Annotated in this window: 16 protein-coding genes; 6 read left to right on the top strand and 10 right to left on the bottom strand. The window is 56.3% G+C overall.

All coding sequences use genetic code 11. The annotated features are described in order from the left end of the window. Nucleotides 1-115: 115 nt before the first annotated feature. Genes CYPRO_RS03815 through CYPRO_RS03800 form a run of 4 tightly spaced genes read right to left on the bottom strand, consistent with a single transcriptional unit; the run spans nucleotide 116 to nucleotide 2,000 of the window. Nucleotides 116-589 carry an RrF2 family transcriptional regulator gene (locus CYPRO_RS03815; protein ID WP_114983364.1) on the bottom strand — a complete coding sequence of 158 codons (474 nt, stop codon included), beginning with the start codon at nucleotides 587-589 and terminating at the stop codon, nucleotides 116-118. A gap of 46 nt (nucleotides 590-635) precedes the next feature. Beyond that, nucleotides 636-980, bottom strand: a complete 345-nt coding sequence (locus tag CYPRO_RS03810; RefSeq protein WP_114983363.1) for a YbjQ family protein — start codon at nucleotides 978-980, stop codon at nucleotides 636-638. Beyond that, nucleotides 977-1,438 carry an anti-sigma factor family protein gene (locus tag CYPRO_RS03805; RefSeq protein ID WP_114983362.1) on the bottom strand — a complete coding sequence of 154 codons (462 nt, stop codon included), beginning with the start codon at nucleotides 1,436-1,438 and terminating at the stop codon, nucleotides 977-979. Before CYPRO_RS03805 ends, CYPRO_RS03810 begins: the two co-directional genes overlap by 4 nt. Further along, nucleotides 1,425-2,000, bottom strand: coding sequence for an RNA polymerase sigma factor (locus CYPRO_RS03800; RefSeq protein WP_114983361.1), 576 nt, complete (start codon nucleotides 1,998-2,000; stop codon nucleotides 1,425-1,427). The genes CYPRO_RS03805 and CYPRO_RS03800 overlap by 14 nt, the downstream gene beginning before the upstream one ends. 414 nt (nucleotides 2,001-2,414) lie before the next feature. Between CYPRO_RS03800 and CYPRO_RS03795 the strand changes: the two genes are divergently transcribed. Beyond that, entirely contained in the window at nucleotides 2,415-4,679 is a 2,265-nt protein-coding gene (locus tag CYPRO_RS03795; RefSeq protein WP_114983360.1) for a S1 family peptidase, read from the top strand. 235 nt (nucleotides 4,680-4,914) lie between these two features. Here CYPRO_RS03795 and CYPRO_RS03790 read toward each other — a convergent pair whose 3' ends face one another. Continuing rightward, nucleotides 4,915-7,056, bottom strand: a complete 2,142-nt coding sequence (locus CYPRO_RS03790; protein ID WP_114983359.1) for a phospholipase D-like domain-containing protein — start codon at nucleotides 7,054-7,056, stop codon at nucleotides 4,915-4,917. A gap of 240 nt (nucleotides 7,057-7,296) precedes the next feature. Between CYPRO_RS03790 and CYPRO_RS03785 the strand changes: the two genes are divergently transcribed. The 5 genes from CYPRO_RS03785 to nth all read left to right on the top strand — a co-directional run bounded on the left by CYPRO_RS03785 (nucleotide 7,297) and on the right by nth (nucleotide 12,944). Then, entirely contained in the window at nucleotides 7,297-7,599 is a 303-nt protein-coding gene (locus CYPRO_RS03785) for an FtsB family cell division protein (RefSeq protein WP_114983358.1), read from the top strand. A 46-nt stretch (nucleotides 7,600-7,645) separates the two neighbouring features. Beyond that, complete coding sequence (locus tag CYPRO_RS03780) at nucleotides 7,646-8,596, top strand: ROK family protein (protein ID WP_114983357.1); 951 nt, start codon at nucleotides 7,646-7,648, stop codon at nucleotides 8,594-8,596. Between the two features lie 185 nt (nucleotides 8,597-8,781). Beyond that, nucleotides 8,782-11,775 (top strand): putative LPS assembly protein LptD, encoded by a 2,994-nt coding sequence (locus CYPRO_RS03775; protein ID WP_114983356.1) that lies wholly within the window; start codon nucleotides 8,782-8,784, stop codon nucleotides 11,773-11,775. Nucleotides 11,776-11,870: 95 nt separating this feature from the next. Further along, the gene (locus tag CYPRO_RS03770; protein WP_114983355.1) at nucleotides 11,871-12,152 is read left to right on the top strand and encodes a nucleotidyltransferase family protein; all 282 of its coding nucleotides are present in this window, start codon (nucleotides 11,871-11,873) and stop codon (nucleotides 12,150-12,152) included. Between the two features lie 42 nt (nucleotides 12,153-12,194). Further along, entirely contained in the window at nucleotides 12,195-12,944 is a 750-nt protein-coding gene (gene nth, locus CYPRO_RS03765; protein WP_240644824.1) for an endonuclease III, read from the top strand. 73 nt (nucleotides 12,945-13,017) lie between these two features. Here nth and rluF read toward each other — a convergent pair whose 3' ends face one another. The 5 genes from rluF to CYPRO_RS03740 all read right to left on the bottom strand — a co-directional run bounded on the left by rluF (nucleotide 13,018) and on the right by CYPRO_RS03740 (nucleotide 17,056). After that, entirely contained in the window at nucleotides 13,018-13,980 is a 963-nt protein-coding gene (gene rluF / locus CYPRO_RS03760; RefSeq protein ID WP_114983354.1) for a 23S rRNA pseudouridine(2604) synthase RluF, read from the bottom strand. A 405-nt stretch (nucleotides 13,981-14,385) separates the two neighbouring features. Continuing rightward, nucleotides 14,386-14,895, bottom strand: a complete 510-nt coding sequence (locus CYPRO_RS03755; protein ID WP_114983353.1) for a hypothetical protein — start codon at nucleotides 14,893-14,895, stop codon at nucleotides 14,386-14,388. Further along, on the bottom strand, nucleotides 14,888-15,358 hold the full coding sequence (locus CYPRO_RS03750; protein WP_124245511.1) for an anti-sigma factor: 471 nt from the start codon (nucleotides 15,356-15,358) through the stop codon (nucleotides 14,888-14,890). Before CYPRO_RS03750 ends, CYPRO_RS03755 begins: the two co-directional genes overlap by 8 nt. Continuing rightward, nucleotides 15,342-15,878: an RNA polymerase sigma factor gene (locus CYPRO_RS03745; protein ID WP_114983351.1), complete on the bottom strand. Its 537-nt coding sequence runs from the start codon at nucleotides 15,876-15,878 to the stop codon at nucleotides 15,342-15,344. The genes CYPRO_RS03750 and CYPRO_RS03745 overlap by 17 nt, the downstream gene beginning before the upstream one ends. Before the next feature lie 413 nt (nucleotides 15,879-16,291). After that, complete coding sequence (locus CYPRO_RS03740) at nucleotides 16,292-17,056, bottom strand: Spy/CpxP family protein refolding chaperone (RefSeq protein WP_114983350.1); 765 nt, start codon at nucleotides 17,054-17,056, stop codon at nucleotides 16,292-16,294. Between the last annotated feature and the right edge of the window lie 15 nt (nucleotides 17,057-17,071).

The raw sequence follows: 17,071 nt of genomic DNA, 5'->3' as shown, positions 1-17,071 counted from the left end.
TGCACTCCTGATGTTCACGGGATTTTCCCCAAAAAATAAACCCGGCTAAACCTGCCTGCATAGCGGGAGTCAGGGGGGAGAAGTGCGTGCTGCCCGCCCTTCGGGTGTGGGAAACCTATTTGAGTCCTTTTAAAATATCTTCCATCGTGTGGGTGTCGGAAAGACGGAGGTTGAGGCGGATTCCTTTTTTCACGAGCTCATCCAGGCTTGTTGTTTCAAAGAGCACTTTGAGGGTTTCGCGGGTCTCTCCCCATTTATCGTGAATTGGGCAGGGCTTTCCGTCTCCGCAGCCGGGTAGCCCGAGAATGCACTCCGTAAACAGCTTGTACCCGTCGATGGCGCCGATGATGTCAATCATTTTAATCTGCTCCGGACTGCGCGTAAAGGCGACGCCCCCGTTCGGGCCTTTGTAGGACTTGAGGATATCGGCCGTCGTGAGCTGCTGCAGGATTTTGGTAAGAAAGTGGAAAGAGAGGTCAAGATTATCACTGACTTCCCGTATGGGTACGAACTTGCGGTCTTCTTCGTGACGGGCAGCGATGTAAAGGGCAGCGCGAATGCCGTAAATGCAGGATTTGGAGAGGAGCATATTTAAGAGCTTAATTTCTTAAAATATACCGCCTGAGGCCGTGGAATCAAAGCTTTTTCCGGTCGGGCTGTGCTTTCTTCCGGATTTTCACAGCCGTGCCGTACGCCAGAATTTCTGCGGCGCCCGACATAATGAAGCTTGTTGTGAACTGCACCTGTACAATGGCATCTGCCCCTAAGCTTTCCGCTTCGACTTTCATGCGGTCGATGGCCTGCTCCCGCGCTTCCGCCATCATTTTGGTGTATTCGTTCACTTCCCCGCCCACCAGCATACGCAGTACCGCAATAATATCGCGGCCAATGTTCCGCACGCGGATCGTATTGCCGCGCACCATGCCCAGGGTTTCCGTCACTTCGTACCCTGCAATTTCAGCTGTATTGACTGTTTTCATCTTACAATATCCTTATAGCGTTCATTTTTACGGGTAAACCAGCGCTCACGGGCAAGGGAGACCAACAGGATGAGGGTACCGGCGGTGAGTAACACGACCGCCGCTTTCACCCAGAAGGGCAGCGCCGGTTCGGTGAGGATTTCTTCAAGGGCAATCCATGCGGTGTAGCCCAGCAACAGCAAGGCGCCCAGGGTAAACAACACCCAGCCAAATCCCCGCTCAATGCGGGTAAAGAGCTGCTGATTCCAGGTATCCCAGAACTCCGGCACGGGCTCGGTAAGCTTTTGATTTTTCATGAGGTTCTGATTTCGTTTCAGGGTTTCGTATTCAAGACGTAAGGCCGGATCTTTGCGCAGCAAGGCCTGAAAGGCTTCGCTGTGCTCAGGGCTCAGTTCGCCATCGAGGGCAGCCATCATCAGCGCTTCATTGCGTGCACGTTTTTCGTCAGGGGTATTCATAACCTGCCTTCTCCAGTTCATTTTTGAGTCTTTTTCGGGCGGTGTACAAGCGGGACATGACCGTGCCCTGCGGGATCTGCAAAAGCTCTGCGAGAGCGGCATAGCTGCAGCCATCAAGCTCGCGAAGCACCAAAATTTCGCGGTCCGCTGCATTCAGCCGCCCGAGACACTGTTCGAGAAGCCGGGCATGCTCGCTGTTTTCCAGCTGCTGCTGCGGGTCGGCATCAGCTGATACGGGCGTAAGCCAGCCTGCAGCTTCGCTAACCGGCTGCTCCGGTCTGCGACCGTCATCACGCAGGCGGTTCAGGCCCAGCCGCCTGAGGGCGGTATAAAACCAGGGATACAGCGGCCGCTCCGGATCAAGCCTGCCCCGGTGCTGCCATAGCGCAATAAATGCCTGCTGCGAAAGGTCAGCGGCATCTTCATGCGTGCGCACGAGCATCAGCGCATGCGCGTACGCCTGCTTTCGAAGCAATTCCACCACTGCGCGGAACGCTTCCCGGTCGCCTGCTTTCAGGCGGCTGACGAGCTGCGGACTGACTTGTATCAATGCTGATTTCATATCCCGGATTATTCACAATTTAACAGGATTTATTTGTTAAATACATGTTTATAATTGGCTTAGAGCAAAATACAGGTAGCTCAAAATTGAGTGTGTTGAAAAGACTGCGCACCGAGCGCAGCGATTCCCGCGCAGCGAAATTTCCCCGCTGGCTGCGTTGAAGCTGAAAACTCATGCTCAGGGTACTTAGGTACCCTTCCTCTGAGTTTTCAGCTTCGCCTTGCCAGCAAGAAAATTTCTTGGTGAATAATGCGTGATATATCGGTTGCCTTTACAGAAGTGTACACCGCAGGAGAGCATTTATTCGGCTGCATCAACCTTTTTTTGCATTCGTGTGAAGATACACGCTTTGAGCTTTGCTAAATGCTTAAATTACACCCCTTACCATGTTTCAGCATTTAAAAATAATGACAGATGAATCATCTGCAAGACTTCATTCGACTGCTGCTGCTTTCCGCCGTCATGGTGTGCTTCACCGCTCCGGAAGCTGCATCCCAAACACAGGCATCCAAAACGTCCGCACGCGCTTCTGCATCGGGAGCGTCTGTGTCTGCACCCGCTTCATTCACTGGTCTTGACATCAATGCAGCTTCGACGGCCGCCGTACAAATCGTAACGCCCCGTTCAACCGGCTCCGGCTCCCTGCACATCCTGGAAGACCTCGCCCTGGTCATTACCAACCGGCACGTCGTAATGGGGCATGATGAAATCGAAGTGCATACCCTGCACGATATCTTCGAACCTGCACGCCCGACCTACATCGCCGCCCTTTCCTACTACTCCATGGAATACGATTTTGCAGTCTATCAGATCGTGCGCGATATGAGCGGAAACCGGGTCAGCACAGATCAGGTGCGCCGCGGCACTCACCGCAACGGCCTCGCCCTGCAACCGCTCACCTCCGTGGAAACGGATACGCCCCTGAACCGGGGAGACCGCATTTCCATCCTGTCCTTTCCCGGCATAGGCGATAACGAGCTGGTGTATTCGCAGGGTATCATCTCATCCCTGAAGTTTGAAGAATACGAAGGTCAGCGGCTTCCGGAATTTATCCGCACCAATGCCGAATTCTCCCCGGGCAGTAGCGGGGGCATCGCCCTCAACAGCGACGGACTGTTCATCGGCATACCGACCTATGTCCGCACCGAAGAACAGACCGGTGCCCGCCTGGGCAGTATTCTGAGCATACACATGATTGCCGCGGTATCCGAAGCCGGCAATTACCACACAAGCTGGAACGACCTCTACACCGATGTAGCGGTGCAGCACGGCCTTGCGCCCCGGATCAACGGCGAGCCCTACTTCGGATCGCACCGCCTTCGCGCAGGCTTCACGCCGGACCCCTACCAAATCGGCATCACGGCAGGCGGAGATATTGATATCTCATACCTGGGCGGAGACTGCGTCGGGCATATTTCGCAAAATCCCGACGCGCAGCTGCACTGGAGCGGTTCCTCGCCCTACCTCACCTTCAAATTTCTGCCCGACCAGCAAGGTGACGACACCACCCTCATCATCAATGCGCCCGACGGCAGCTGGTACTGCAACGACGACGCCCACAGCAATACCCTCGATCCCGCCCTCACCTTCTTCAACCCCGACGAAGGCCGTTTTGACATCTGGGTCGGCACCTTCCACGACGGACCCCTGATTTCTGGGCAGCTTCACATTACCGAACTCGAAATGGCTGGTACGGATCCCTTCGCAGCTGAAGCCGAACAGGGCTTCGCAGCTGAAGCCGAACAGGGCTTCGAGCTAAACCCGACCCGCCTCCATTTTCAGGCGCGGCCCAGCGCAGCCATCCTGCGCCTCACCACCGGATTCACGCCCGATCCCCATACTCTCGAAGCCACCGCCGGTGGTCCCGTCAGCCTGGAAGAAGAAACCAACTACCTTTGCGCAGGATATGCCGGCGAAGCACCCGCTGTCCGTTTCGACTGGAGCGGCGAAGCCCACACCCTGCAGTTCTTCTTCCGCGCGCATGATGACTTAGACGACGCCACCATCCTCATCCGCGATCCCGAAGGGCTGTACCACTGCAACGACGATGTCTTCCCAGGCAACCTGAATCCCGGCCTGAACTTCAATACCCCCCTGGAAGGCCGCTACCATATCTGGCTCGGCACCTTCCGCGAAGGCGAACGCGCACCCGGTCAGCTTGAAATCTCCGAAGGCTACATCGAAGAATTCTACTTCCACGACGACTTTGAAGACGACTTTTACTACGATGAGCCCCACACCGGCAGCGGCCTCAACTGGACCACCGATCCGCATTTTGGCACCATCAACCTGCGGGAAGGCTTCACTCCTGATCCGCATAGCGTGCAGATAACCGCCGGCGGCAGCAACAGCGTCCGTGCCCTCAACCTGGGCTCAGGCTGCACCGGATTTGCCGCAACCGCGCCCGACCTCCGCCTGCACTGGAGCGGCGACACCGGCCTCCTGAACATCTTCTTTGAAGCCAACAACCCCGGCGACGACACCACCCTCATCATCAACGCGCCCGACGGCAGCTGGCACTGCAACGACGACGACCACAGCGGCACCCTCAACCCGCAGCTGCACTTCAGCAACCCGGCCTCGGGTCAGTACGACATCTGGGTCGGCACCTTCCACCAAGGCGAATCCATCACCGGCATGCTGCACATCTCAGAGCTCCGCTCCCAAAACCCGCGCTAAACCGATTACACAGGCACGCATCATCCCGGTGCGTGCCTTTTTTATGCGCCCTTAAAACATCCGTCCGTAAGCCTGACGCAAGGCGTCTCAAAAGATCTGCGTTTTATTTTTTTGGGGGAAAACTCCGTGAGCATCACGGTCTTTCGTGGCAGATCAGCGTTCCCAAATCATAATTTGAATCCCTTGCTTTTTTTGGGGCGCAAAAAACTCGCAGCACCTGAACAAAGCACCTGTGCTACTCCAGCACCACAAAAACGCTGATACGCTCCACGATCCCTGGGCCAATCCCCCGAATACGCTGCAAATCATCCAGATCAGTGAACGGGCCGTTCGCCTGCCGGTACGCAATGATGGCCTCTGCGCGGGCCGGACCAATCATGGGCAGCAACACCAGCTCTTCAAGCGGGGCGGTATTCAGGTTAATCGGAAAATCGGGGGCGGACCGAACGCGGGCCTCCAAATCTTCCTGCGTACGCGCAACGCGCTGCCCCACTTTATCGGGCTCAGCCCAAAGGTTAAGTCCTTCAGCCCGCGCCTTCTCCGCAAGCGCCCGCCAGGCCGCGGCTGAATCCGGGTGCTGTTGGTTAAACCGGCTGTAGGCCGCCATGCCATTGAGAAGCATCTTACGGTTCACGGAAATCTCATTCCCTGCCGAATCGCGCGCCGTCACATACGCATGAAACCGGCTGAAGCGGTTCTCGGGGACATCCCCGAACGGTCCCTGAATCCGGACCTCCCGTCCTTCCAGCAAGCGGGTCAGGTATGCCGATGACGCACCGGCATGGTGAAACGAACTGTCCGGCCCTGCGAACAGCCGCGGCGCATCCACGCCAATAAGGCTAACCGGATACCGGAAGTTGGGCGTAAGCTCTGCCTGAAACACCTGCCCGTCGGTTACAGACGCCACGCGGTACCACACATCGGGGTCCATCGCGGGCACCGGCGGCTCCGCTTCCCCGCGGGCACGGGCCTTCACCGCCCCGAACTCCTGCACAAACTGATTGGCAACCTCCCCGCAGTGTATGATGAGCATAAACTCATCATTGGCATACTCGGCAGCGGCCGAAAAATTATAGGAGCCGGTAACCACCACCGGCACGGCATCGGCTGCATCCGTAAGCGCGTCAATCAGCAAGGTCTTATGGTGCAGCTTACGCAGCTCACGGCCCGGCAGCACGCTTCGGCCAAACATCCGCGCCTCGGGCACCGTCCATATTTCCCCTTGTGCACGGTAACGCCCGAAAAAGGCACGGTCAATCACCCCGCCCAGCGACACATCCGCCTGCGCACTCCTCGCCCAGATGGCCTGACTGATCGGGATTCCCGGCGTGATGGAAAACGCCATAAAAGCCAGATCGTAGCTGGCCGCCTCCACCAGCTCCACCACCCGCTCGCTGATACTGGGCTTGGTCCGGCTACTGTTCATGGGCGAAAAATAAAGCTCAACCCGCGTATCCCCCACCCAGTGCTGATGTCGCCCGACATCCGGCTTGTGCCGCTTGAAACGCGCCCGGGATGGATTGGGCAGCGCGCCATCACTCCCCCACATAATGTTGAACTCCAGCTCAAACGCTTGGGTAATGCCAGAGTCCTTAATCACGTAGGTGACATTGGTGTTGTAGGGTCCGGTGTAGGTCAGATTCATGGAGCCCGCCCAGGTATAAAAATCATCCGGATCCGGGCTTTGGGCATCTATAACCGCAAATTTATGGTGCATAAAACTCGTTGCGCCCGGTATCCGGTTGACGTCCGTTCGGCCATCGGACCAGTACACGGTGCCGTTGTCATCCATCACAATAACGTCCCCTTCGCGTAGCATTTCCCACAGCGGATCCGTGAGATCAGGCCTGCGGTCGCGATTCCCCTGATCGATAATGACCCGCACCCGAAGTCCGCGCGCACGCGCATCAGTCAGCGCCTGTCCCACCCGTGGATTCTGAAAATCATAAACAGCCACATCCACACTGTAGCGGGCAGCATCAATCAGGTCGGTCAGCGTGCCAATCAGGTCATAGTTGTCATTCACCGCAATGCCGTTCCGTGACAGGCTTGTATCAGCCGGCATGTTAAAATAAAACCGCATCCACTCCACCGTAGATGTGTCCGCTGCAGCGGCTTCCCGCTCAGCCGTAGCCGTAGCTGAAGCCTGCGGTGCCCAAAGTCCGGCAATCAGCAACAGACACAGCAAAAGCTGCGAACAGGCATGGAACAGCGTCCTTCGCCCGCAAGCGCGGTTACGGCCGGGCTGCGCGTGGTTTGGGGGTAAGGTTTCGGTGGAAGGCATCACGCCCCGAGCGGGCGTCCGAAACAGCTCCCGCTGCCGGGAGTTTCCGGTACGGAACACCTCTGCGATCATCAATAAATCATCTTTCATCATAACGAACTTTCTGCCTGTCTGCGGTTAAGGGACGATGGTTTCGCAGCCCGGCCTCCGCAGCGGATGAACCGGCGAACAGATCTGAGTACAAAAATGAGCCTGACCTGACAGAACAAAACAGAGGGTACCGGGTACCATAGGTGTGCCAGACAGAGCGGACGGGGCGCAAACCACAGCTTTCACAATATACGGTTAAGCCCTATTTTAAAAGGCCGCACACTTCCGTAAAATCAGCCCTTCATGAAACCTGTCTTCAATTCTCAATACTGGAATTTTCGCTACCTGACGTTGCTTTTTATCGGATTCCTGCTCATTTGGTTCAGTTTCTTTGATGATCACAGCCTGCTTACCCGCTATCAGCTGCACAAACAGCACAGCGACCTCAGGCAGCAAATTGAGCAATTGCAGGAAGAAACCAGAAAAGTTGAACAGCAAATTCAGGCCCTCGAAACCGATCCGGCCAGATTTGAGCGCCTCGCCCGCGAAGCCTACGGCATGCGCAGGCCCGGTGAAGTGATTTACGAATTTCGCAGCAAACCCTAAGCGGCAGTCCTGAGTCTTTTTTTATCCATCAGAAAGTATAGTTTTTATGAACGTATCCATTGGCTTCGACCTTGGCGGCACGAATATGAAGGCTGGCATTGTCCATCCCGAAAAAGGTGTTTTAAAACAGGTATCCATTCCCACACAAGCCGACGACGGTCTCGAAGCAACACTCGACCGCATGGCCAAACTCATCAAAGAAGTCTCTGACGACGCTGAAGGCGACATTACGGGCGTCGGCATAGGCGCGCCGGGCATGATCAGCTTAGACCGCCGCTCGGTTCATAACCCGCCCAACCTCAAAGGCTGGTACGTTGTGCCGCTGGCCGAAGAAATCAGAAAACACACCGGCTTTAATGCGCTGGTGGAAAATGACGCCAACCTTATGGCGCTCGGCTCCGCCCGCTACGGGTCAGGCAAGCCCTATCAGCATTTCATCATGATCACGCTGGGTACCGGCGTTGGCGGCGGCATCATTTTCAACAACAAAATCTTCCGCGGTGCCACCGGCGCTGCTGCCGAGCTTGGGCATATTTCCATCGACTATGACGGCGCGGTCTGCAACAGCACGGTTCCCGGCGCCATTGAAGCCTACCTCGGGCAGCGGTTTATGAGTCAGCGCGCCGCCGATGAAATCCGCAAGCACCCTGAGAGCGAGCTCTACAAAACCTATGCGGGCAATTTTGAAGCCCTCGACCCGCGTCACCTCAGCGAAGCCGCCAACCGCGGCAACACCCTTGCCATCGACATCCTTGCCGACGCAGGCCGCAAGCTGGGCTATGCAATCGTGAACTACGTGCACACCCTCGACATCCGCAAAATTGTAATCAGCGGCGGTGTTGCGCAGGCCGGCGACCACATCCTGAAGCCCTGCTTTCAGGCTGCCATGGAACGGCTCATGCCACCCTTCCGGTCCGATTTCGAGATCATCCCAGAACTGCTCGGCAATGAAGCGGCCCTGCTCGGTGCCGGCACCCTCGCCCTTGAGAACCTCTAAGCCACAGCGGTCCGTGCAATGCTTCAGCATGTCCCCCGAAAGTACGGCGGTTGTTCCGGGCGCAAATACCGAGCTAAGGCACCTGGCTTTGAGAAAACCTGCTTTCATCTAATTTCAAAACCATCAGCTATTTGCAGAGCAACCCGTACCGTACTGTGAATATCCCGGATTAACCCGGCAGCTTTATGAAGGCCGCATCCCATCAACTTATCCTCCGCACCGCAAACGGCAACCGGAGCGCTGTACCCGCAGCGCTTCTTTTTTTGCCCCTGACGGTACTGAGCGTCCTGCTGTTTGTACTTTGGAGTGGCAGCTGGAGCGGAAGCGGAAATGCGCTGATGGCCTCGCCCCATGAACGGGCTCCGGAAACGGCTTCGCGGTTTTGGGCACTTGCGCCGGATACGACCGAAGCTGTTCCCGCCGATACCCTGCCCGCCCCGCCTGTGCCCGCGCTGCCCGACACCCTGCTGCCCGCTGAAAGCACGGATGGCCGCCCCGATTCCGTAATCAGCCCCGACTTTGGCGATCCTTTCTCTCCGGCTGAAAGTCCGGCCCCACAGGCTGCCGGCGCCGGACAAAACGGCGGCCTCACCGACGCCATCAGCTTCACCGCGCGCGACTCGCTCATCATCCGCCTCGACGGGCAGCGCATGGCGGAACTCTTCGGCAACGCCCGCGTCTCCCATCCCGCCGGTCAGCTGTCTGCAGGCGCCATCACCCTTGATCTCGAAAATAACCTGGCCATAGCCGAAGCCCGGCGCCTCCCCATCGACACTACGGATACTTCCGCCCTGTTCCGCCGCTGGATTACGCGGCAGGGCCCCTTCGCCGCCCCGGTCGATACGCTCAGCATCCCAACCCTCACGCGGGAAGGAGACGAAATCACAAGCCGCCGGATCATGTTCAATTTCGTAACCGAGCAAGGTAAGTTTGATGTAGCCCGGGTAGGCATAGATCAGGGCACCCTCACCGGGACCGCGGTTAAGGCCCCGACGCCCCACGTTGTGTTTATCGAAGACGCCATTTTCTCCAGCTGCGACCTCGATCATCCGCACTACTACATCCGGGCAAGACGCATGAAAATGGTTGATGAAGAAGAAGTCTTTTTTGTAGGCGCACAGCTGTACCTGCTTGATATTCCCTACCCGGTCATTTTCCCGTTCGGCTACCTGCCCTCACGCCTGCAACAGCGCCGCAGCGGCCTGCTCGAACCCAGCCTTGTGCTGCAGGATCAGTCGACCCGCGGCCTCGGTATTGAAAACGTGGGCTGGTTTCAGTACTTCAACGACTACCTCACCGGCAGCATACGAACCAACGTGTACACAAGCGGCACCTTCTTCGCCGACGGAACGGCCAACTATGCCCTGCGGGGGAGTTACTCCGGCTCGGTCCGCCTCGGTTACTCCCGCGAGCGCGGTCTGGAAAGCACCGACCCCGACTTCAGCCGTACCATCAACCGGCGGCTTGAAATCAACCATCAGCAAACCATCAATCCTTTCGCCAACCTTTCTGCGAACATCAACCTGCGCACGGCAGACTACTTCCGGCGGAACAGCTACGACATCAGTGAGCGGGCCGAGACCTCTACAAGCTCACGGGCAAGTTTCAACTTCAGGCACCCGGAAGGACTTTACACCTTCGGGGTTTCCATGCAGCAATCGCAGAACTTTGCCACCAATCAGGTGCAGTTTCAGGGACCAAATGCAAACTACAGCTTCCGGCGGTTCAACCCCTTTGAACGGCGGCGCTCCGGGGGCGATCAGCGCTGGTATGACACCCTCAGCCTTTCGTACGGCGGGCAATTCTCATCCCGATTCAACTTCACCCCGCTGCGCGACGGGCAGGGCGAACCGATTTCTGACATCAACTGGTTTGAAGCCCTGTTTTCTCCCTCCAAATTCCGGGAAGCTACCGGCGAGATCGGTCACGTACGCTACGGCCTCACACAGCGCGCAGAGCTCACGAGTCAGCTCACCACAAGTGAGTTCCTGAACGTGACCGCAAGAGGTCGGCTCAACGAATTCTGGTACCCGGATACGGTTCGGAAAACCTTCAACCCGGAAACCAATCAGGTAGAAGACCGCATTGAACAGGGCTTTGCAGCCGCGCGGACCTTCAACACTTCGCTGAGCTTCAACACCGCCATTTTCGGGATTTCGGAAGCGCGGATCGGCAGCTTCGAGCGCTTTCGTCATACCATGCGCCCCTCCGTCACCTTCACCTATCAGCCTGATTTTTCCTCCGATTTCTGGGGATACTTCCGGGAAGTTGAAACCGACACCCTGGGCAACACCCGGCGCTACTCCATTTTTGAGCGGGGCGTACTGGGCGGACCGGGTGCGGGGGAACAGCGGGCCATCAGCTTCTCCCTGGCCAACGTGCTGGAAACCAAACAGGTGCGCCGCGACAGCCTCGGCGAGCGCAGCGAACGCAACCTCCGGCTGGTTGACAACCTCAACGCCTCCCTGAGCTACAACTTTGCTGCCGAGCAATTCCGGCTGAGCGAGCTCAACCTCACGTTTTCTTCCAACATCCTGCAGAACATCCGGATCAATGCCGGCGCCTCCTTCAACTTCTATGCGCAGGATTCCCTCGGGATCGCCATCAACGAGTACATCTGGGAAAACAGCGGGCGCGTTGCCCGGCTCACCCGCTACAACATCAACGCAAGCACAACGGTGAGCGGGGGCGGGGGGGCGCGTGGCGGTCCGAGTATTCGTCCCGGCCCCATGTACTATCCGCGGTTCTACGACGCCTTCGATCAGACCATGTTCCGGGGCATAGACCCCGGATTTAATCAGGAACCGGTGCCGGATTTCCGCGTGCCCTGGTCGGCTTCACTGCGCTTCACCTACTCCTGGCGTTTTGTGAACTTCAACAATCAGGTACGCTCAGCGGTGCTCAACGCCGACAACATCATGATACAGCTCACCGACGGCTGGCGTATACGGACTTCGCTGGGCTACGACTTCATCCAACGCGACCTCACGCCATCCCGCTTCGGTGTTGACCGCAACCTGCACTGCTGGTCGATGAGCTTTGAATGGAACCCCTTCGGCGACTTCAAGTTCTTCCTGTTCTCGCTGCGGGTCAACGACTCCCAAATGCGAAGCCTCTTCCAGGCCCTGCCCGGCTTCGACCGTCTCGAGCGCCGCAACAGCCCGATCGGGCGCCGGTAAGTTGGGCGTTTTTGGGGATTGCGGAAAAGCCTTAATTTGAAACTGATGAATAATCAACTTGACCCTGTTTCACGAAATGCGCAAATCCTGATCGTATGCACGACCTCGAGCAAATAAAGACCTACATTAAGCCCATTCTGGAAAAATACGGTATTCGTAAGGCCGGTATTTTTGGGTCTGCTGCGCGCAGGGAATCTGTGATTCACGACCTTGACCTTCTTGTCAAAATCGAAAGAAAAATCAGCCTGCTGGAATTCATCAGAATTAAACACGAGCTGGAAGATGTCCTTGGGATGAAAGTCGATCTCGTAGAGTACAGTGCCATAAAGCCCGCATTACGAGATGAAATTTTAAAAAGCGAAGTAGCGGTATATTAAGTATCATCCATCCGATTTTTCTCAACTCCTGTTTCCCTCCACATGCCCGCACCCCAAAAACCCGTCATCCCTGAAGACCCTACTTCCAAGCGCGGGATGAAGCTGCCGCGCAAATCCAAAGCACAGAAAGAGCGCGCGCTCGTCATCCTCAGCAAGCTCTACGAATATTACCCCAACCCGCACTGCGAGCTCAATTACAGCAACCCCTTCGAGCTGCTGATCGCCACCATCCTCAGCGCGCAGTGCACCGATGTCCGGGTGAACATGGTCACCGAAAAACTGTTCCGCGATTTCCCGACCGTCGATTCCTTCGCCGAAGCCAGCCTTGAAGCGCTTGAAGAAGCGGTACGCCCCACCGGCTTTTACCGGAACAAGGCCAAATCCATCAAAGAAACAGCCATCACCGTGCGCGATCAGTTCGGGGGCGAAGTGCCGCAGACCATGGATGAGCTGCTCACGATGCGGGGCGCGGCCCGCAAGACCGCGAACGTAGTACTTGGCAACGCCTTCGGAATCAATGTCGGGGTAGTTGTGGATACGCACGTGCGCCGGTTTTCGAACCGCTTCGGCCTGAGCAAGCACAGCAACCCGGACAAAATCGAGCGCGACCTCATGGCGCTCTTCCCCCGCGAAAACTGGACCGACCTCAGCCATCTCATGATTCATCACGGGCGCGCCTGCTGCAAAGCCCGCTTTTCCACGCCCCCCGATCACGAACTTTGCGTGAACTACGGCACCAAATGCGAGTGCCAGAAAATGCGGAAAATGGCAGAAGAATCAGCGGAAGCCTGACGCTTCAGTCAGGCGCATGACGGATTCCGGGGGTTCGCAGGCTAATGGATTCCCGCGTCCCGGCTTCTTCCGGTTACCTTTTTCCGGAACGGGCAGATTTTCCCGTGCGGCTGTTTTTGCCCTTATCCGCAGTGCCCTTCCGTTTGCCCGAACCGGTGCCGGGCTTCGGTTTACCAGACTTGCGGCTGCTGCCCGATGACGCTTTTCTGCCCCCTTTTGAACTACCTTTGCCGGTTTTGGAACCGGCTTCCCCTTCGCTTTTATGTGCGCTGCCGGCCTTAGCATTCCGTGAAGCACTCCGCTTTCGGGCCCGGCGCGGAGCCGGCTCTTTTCTTGAGCCTTCAACGGCTTTTAAAAGCGCTGCGGTTTCGGTGTCGGTAAGAAAGCGCCAGCTTCCGGTTTCAATCCCGCTCAGCGTCAGGTGCATGATCCGGACGCGCTGCAGACGCGTTACGGCATAGCCCAGGACTTCGCACATCCGGCGAATCTGCCTGTTCAGGCCCTGATTCAGCACAATGCGAAACGTATTCGTATTGATTTTCTCAACTTCGCAGCGGCGGGTCATTACCCCAAGAATGGAAACGCCTTCGCCCATCTGATGCACAAAATCAGGCGTAATCGGTTTATCGACCGAAACGATGTATTCTTTGTCGTGCTTGTTGCTCGCTCTCAGAATTTTGTTCACGATATCGCCGTCGTTGGTGAACAGGATGAGCCCTTCTGAATCCTTATCAAGGCGCCCGACGGGAAATACGCGTCCGCCGTGATATCCGAGCGCTTTAATGATGTTATCGGGATCCGTGCGGTCGGTGGTGGTGGTGACCCCAACCGGCTTGTTGTAGGCCAGATAAACATGGGGAGCGCGGCGCTCAAGCAAATTGCCGTTCACCATGATGTCATCATTTGATGAAACAACTTCCCCGATTTGCGCGACCCGCCCGTTGACGCGCACCTTCCCCTGTTCAATCATGCGATCGGCCTGCCGGCGCGAACAAATACCGGCTTCACTGATAAATTTATTAAGACGGACAGACATGGGGATTAGGAGTCAGGGTGGAAAGCTTTAAGAGCATTTAGCTGTTTAAGAGAGATCTCCAAAATACCGAAATATTTTTCGGCTGTCCTAATTTTCAAAACTCCCCCAACGGAATCCGTCAGCTTCGAAGGCTGTTGCTGATTCGGTTTTTTGTCCGCGTGTTTAACCCGCATTATTCACAATTAAACGGAATTTATTTGCTAAATGTATGTTTAAATTTGGTTTAGTGAAAAATGACGGTAGCCAAAATTTGAGTGCGATGTAAAGACTGCGAAATTTCCCCGCTGGCTGCGTTGAAGCTGAAAACTCATGCTCAGGGTACTTAGGTACCCTTCCGCTGAGTTTTCAGCTTCGCCTTGCCAGCAAGAAAATTTCTTGGTGAATAATGCGGGTTAAGCGCGATTTCTAATTTCGGCCTGGGCCGCCACGTTCGCGTCCGCTTTCGGAAGCCGGACCTGTACCGCGCTGCTGCTGCCTTCTGAGCTGTGCTTCCCGGGAGTAGAGAGAGTCCCAGACGGCAAGCTGCTGCTGATCGAGCACGGTTGCAAGCTCATAATGAAAAGCTGCGTCGTGCGCCGCCATGGCGTCCCGAAACTGCTGACGGCTTTGCTGCATGAGATTGCGGCGTTCGCTGTGGTTAAGGCGAATAATTTCGAAAAGGGGCTGCTGCTGTGCTTCCGTGAGCTGCAGGTGTTCGGTCATGTGATCCTGCATTTCGCGTATTCTGCGCTGCAACCCTTCCCCCTGCGGACCATCATAGCCGCGGAAGTCCGGTTCCGTTTGAACTGCGGGGGGCGTTTCGGGTGAAGGTGTTCCGGAGGCGCCGGTAACGACCGCGATAAAATAGCCGCTCACCAGACCGGCGACAAAAAGGCCCAGGAAAGAGAGAGCCGCTTTAAGGGTTGTATTACTCATATTGGTCTTGCTGTTGCGGTGTGAAGTAAAACGGAAACTCAGAGGCCATCAGCTGCTGCTGATGGAAATGCTGCCGCTCATCCTGCTGATAAACCCAGTCGGTGATCTGATCTTCGCCGAATTCATAGGATTGCGGCGACATCAGCCATGCGCCCGCGAGTACAATGATGAGCGCGGCGGCGGCGGCCATATATTTGGGAAACCAGGAAATGACGACAGCTGTGAACTCCGTACCGAGCGCCGTGCGAATTTCCTGAAGCTGTGCCGGATTGGCGTCCCTGACGGGAATCGCGGCCGATAACAGGGCTGCCGGAGGCGCCATCTGCTGCGCGGATTCCCAGTCGGCTTTGAGGTCGGGATGGGCTTCGAGCGCCTGTTCCAGCTGCTGCCGCTGCTGCGGGCTGACGTCGCCTTCGAGGCAGTCGAACATCAGGGCTTCGAGTTGTTCACGTGTCATGTTCATATCCGGCTTTGGTTAACAATTCTTTGAGCATGAGCCGCGCCCGGAAGAGCCGGCTTTTGACGGTACCTTCTTTGAGATCGGCAATTTCTGCAATTTCAGCTATGGAGAGGCCTTCCATTTCACGCATTACGATGAGGTCGCGATAGTCGGGTTCAAGCTGCGCGATGGCCTGCTGCACCATCCTGACCGATTCCCTGCTGTCGATGGTATCGGTATCGTCATCAAACCCGAAGCGGGTTTCGTCCATTTCGCTGTCGGCCTGATAACGGCGGCGCGTGCGCAGCCGGCGGAGGGCGTCAATGCTGGTGTTGCGTGCAATGCGGAAGAGCCAGGTGTAAAGCGCCGAATCTTCCGTAAAGCTGTCTATGCTGCGGACCGCTTTGAGGAAAACTTCCTGCGTGAGGTCCGCTGCGTCTATCCCGCTGCCCAGCGTGTATACGCGCACGGACCGCTCAATGCGGGGGTACAGCTCTTCGAGCTGTTCATCAAGCTGCTGCTGCGGGCTTTTTTGCGCGAACACGAAAGGAAGCGGTTATGGGTTGGATGGACGAAGGTTTCGGGAACAAGGCTGAAAAAATACCGGTGCTTTTAATAAAGCACCGGCTTTTTCAGCTTAACCCGCATTATTCACAATTAAACAGGATTTATTTGCTAAGTGTTTGTTTAAATTTGTCTTAGCAAGAAGAACTGGTAGCCCAAATTTGAGTGTGGTGTAAAGACTGCGAAATTTCCCCGCTGGCGGCGTTGAAGCTGAAAACTCAGCGGAAGGGTACCTAAGTACCCTGAGCATGAGTTTTCAGCTTCGCCTTGCCAGCAAGAAAATTTCTTGGTGAATAATGCGGGTTATGCTACATGTTACACAATACAAAACAGTCGGGTCGAAAAACAAGGGCGGACGCTGTTGATGGCTGATTTACCGCGCCCTGACGGGTTTTAGCGGTTGTTTCTTCGGTTCGGACGGTCCTGATTGTTACCGCGGCTGTCGCGTCCCCGCATGTCCTGCCGGTTTTGCGGCATGAGCTGATTCCATTCTTCGGTCCACAGCGCAAACTCTTCTTCGGTCAGGATTTCACGAATCTGCTCGTTAAGCTGTTCGCGGTGTACCTGAAGCCGCTGCCGCTGCTGTCTTTCTTCACCGGCTTCAGCCTGCGTGCGCATGCTACGCTGCATGGCTTCCCGCACAGGAGCCATTTCTTCGCGGAAGTTCGCATGCACTTCCGTAAGCTGACGGGTTGTCTCTTCGCTGAAGCCAAGGTCTTCCGCTACGACTTCGATATAGGCGGTTCGCATGAGGTCCCGCTGCGCTTCCCGGCTTTGAATGCGTTCGTCGCGGATTTGGGCAAGCTGATCGCGCTGATCTTGTGTGAGAACGGCGTCGATCTGTGCGTGCAGGTCTGCACGGTTTTCTGCAAGTGCTGCCCGGTTACCGGCTTGTGCCTGACGGTTGGAACCGCGCTGACGTCCGGCGAACTCCCGTCGCTGCTGCTGCATGGTGCGACGGAAATCAACCCGGATACGGGCAATCTCGGCCTGCTGCTGTTCCGTAAGGTTTATTTCATTGCCGTATACAAGTGCCATGGTGTGCAGGTCAGCGGCACGGTTACTCATCTGACCGCGCTGCTGTGCCTGAAGGTCTGCAAAACCAAGTATTAACAAGGCTGCGGCTATTGCGCTGGTTAAAATCTTGTAGTAATTCATAGCATTACTCCTGTT

The sequence above is a fragment of the Cyclonatronum proteinivorum genome, assembly GCF_003353065.1.
Taxonomy (GTDB): domain Bacteria; phylum Bacteroidota; class Rhodothermia; order Balneolales; family Cyclonatronaceae; genus Cyclonatronum; species Cyclonatronum proteinivorum.
Note: the sequence above shows the minus strand (reverse complement) of the source record. Positions and strands in the feature narration are given on the sequence as shown.

What these genes read in the sequence shown, in the direction of transcription:
- CYPRO_RS03815 (WP_114983364.1), bottom strand. Translation starts at nt 589, where the DNA reads ATGCTCCTCTCCAAATCCTGCATTTACGGCATTCGCGCTGCCCTTTAC.
- CYPRO_RS03810 (WP_114983363.1), bottom strand. Translation starts at nt 980, where the DNA reads ATGAAAACAGTCAATACAGCTGAAATTGCAGGGTACGAAGTGACGGAA.
- CYPRO_RS03805 (WP_114983362.1), bottom strand. Translation starts at nt 1,438, where the DNA reads ATGAATACCCCTGACGAAAAACGTGCACGCAATGAAGCGCTGATGATG.
- CYPRO_RS03800 (WP_114983361.1), bottom strand. Translation starts at nt 2,000, where the DNA reads ATGAAATCAGCATTGATACAAGTCAGTCCGCAGCTCGTCAGCCGCCTG.
- CYPRO_RS03795 (WP_114983360.1), top strand. Translation starts at nt 2,415, where the DNA reads ATGAATCATCTGCAAGACTTCATTCGACTGCTGCTGCTTTCCGCCGTC.
- CYPRO_RS03790 (WP_114983359.1), bottom strand. Translation starts at nt 7,056, where the DNA reads ATGATGAAAGATGATTTATTGATGATCGCAGAGGTGTTCCGTACCGGA.
- CYPRO_RS03785 (WP_114983358.1), top strand. Translation starts at nt 7,297, where the DNA reads ATGAAACCTGTCTTCAATTCTCAATACTGGAATTTTCGCTACCTGACG.
- CYPRO_RS03780 (WP_114983357.1), top strand. Translation starts at nt 7,646, where the DNA reads ATGAACGTATCCATTGGCTTCGACCTTGGCGGCACGAATATGAAGGCT.
- CYPRO_RS03775 (WP_114983356.1), top strand. Translation starts at nt 8,782, where the DNA reads ATGAAGGCCGCATCCCATCAACTTATCCTCCGCACCGCAAACGGCAAC.
- CYPRO_RS03770 (WP_114983355.1), top strand. Translation starts at nt 11,871, where the DNA reads ATGCACGACCTCGAGCAAATAAAGACCTACATTAAGCCCATTCTGGAA.
- nth (WP_240644824.1), top strand. Translation starts at nt 12,195, where the DNA reads ATGCCCGCACCCCAAAAACCCGTCATCCCTGAAGACCCTACTTCCAAG.
- rluF (WP_114983354.1), bottom strand. Translation starts at nt 13,980, where the DNA reads ATGTCTGTCCGTCTTAATAAATTTATCAGTGAAGCCGGTATTTGTTCG.
- CYPRO_RS03755 (WP_114983353.1), bottom strand. Translation starts at nt 14,895, where the DNA reads ATGAGTAATACAACCCTTAAAGCGGCTCTCTCTTTCCTGGGCCTTTTT.
- CYPRO_RS03750 (WP_124245511.1), bottom strand. Translation starts at nt 15,358, where the DNA reads ATGAACATGACACGTGAACAACTCGAAGCCCTGATGTTCGACTGCCTC.
- CYPRO_RS03740 (WP_114983350.1), bottom strand. Translation starts at nt 17,056, where the DNA reads ATGAATTACTACAAGATTTTAACCAGCGCAATAGCCGCAGCCTTGTTA.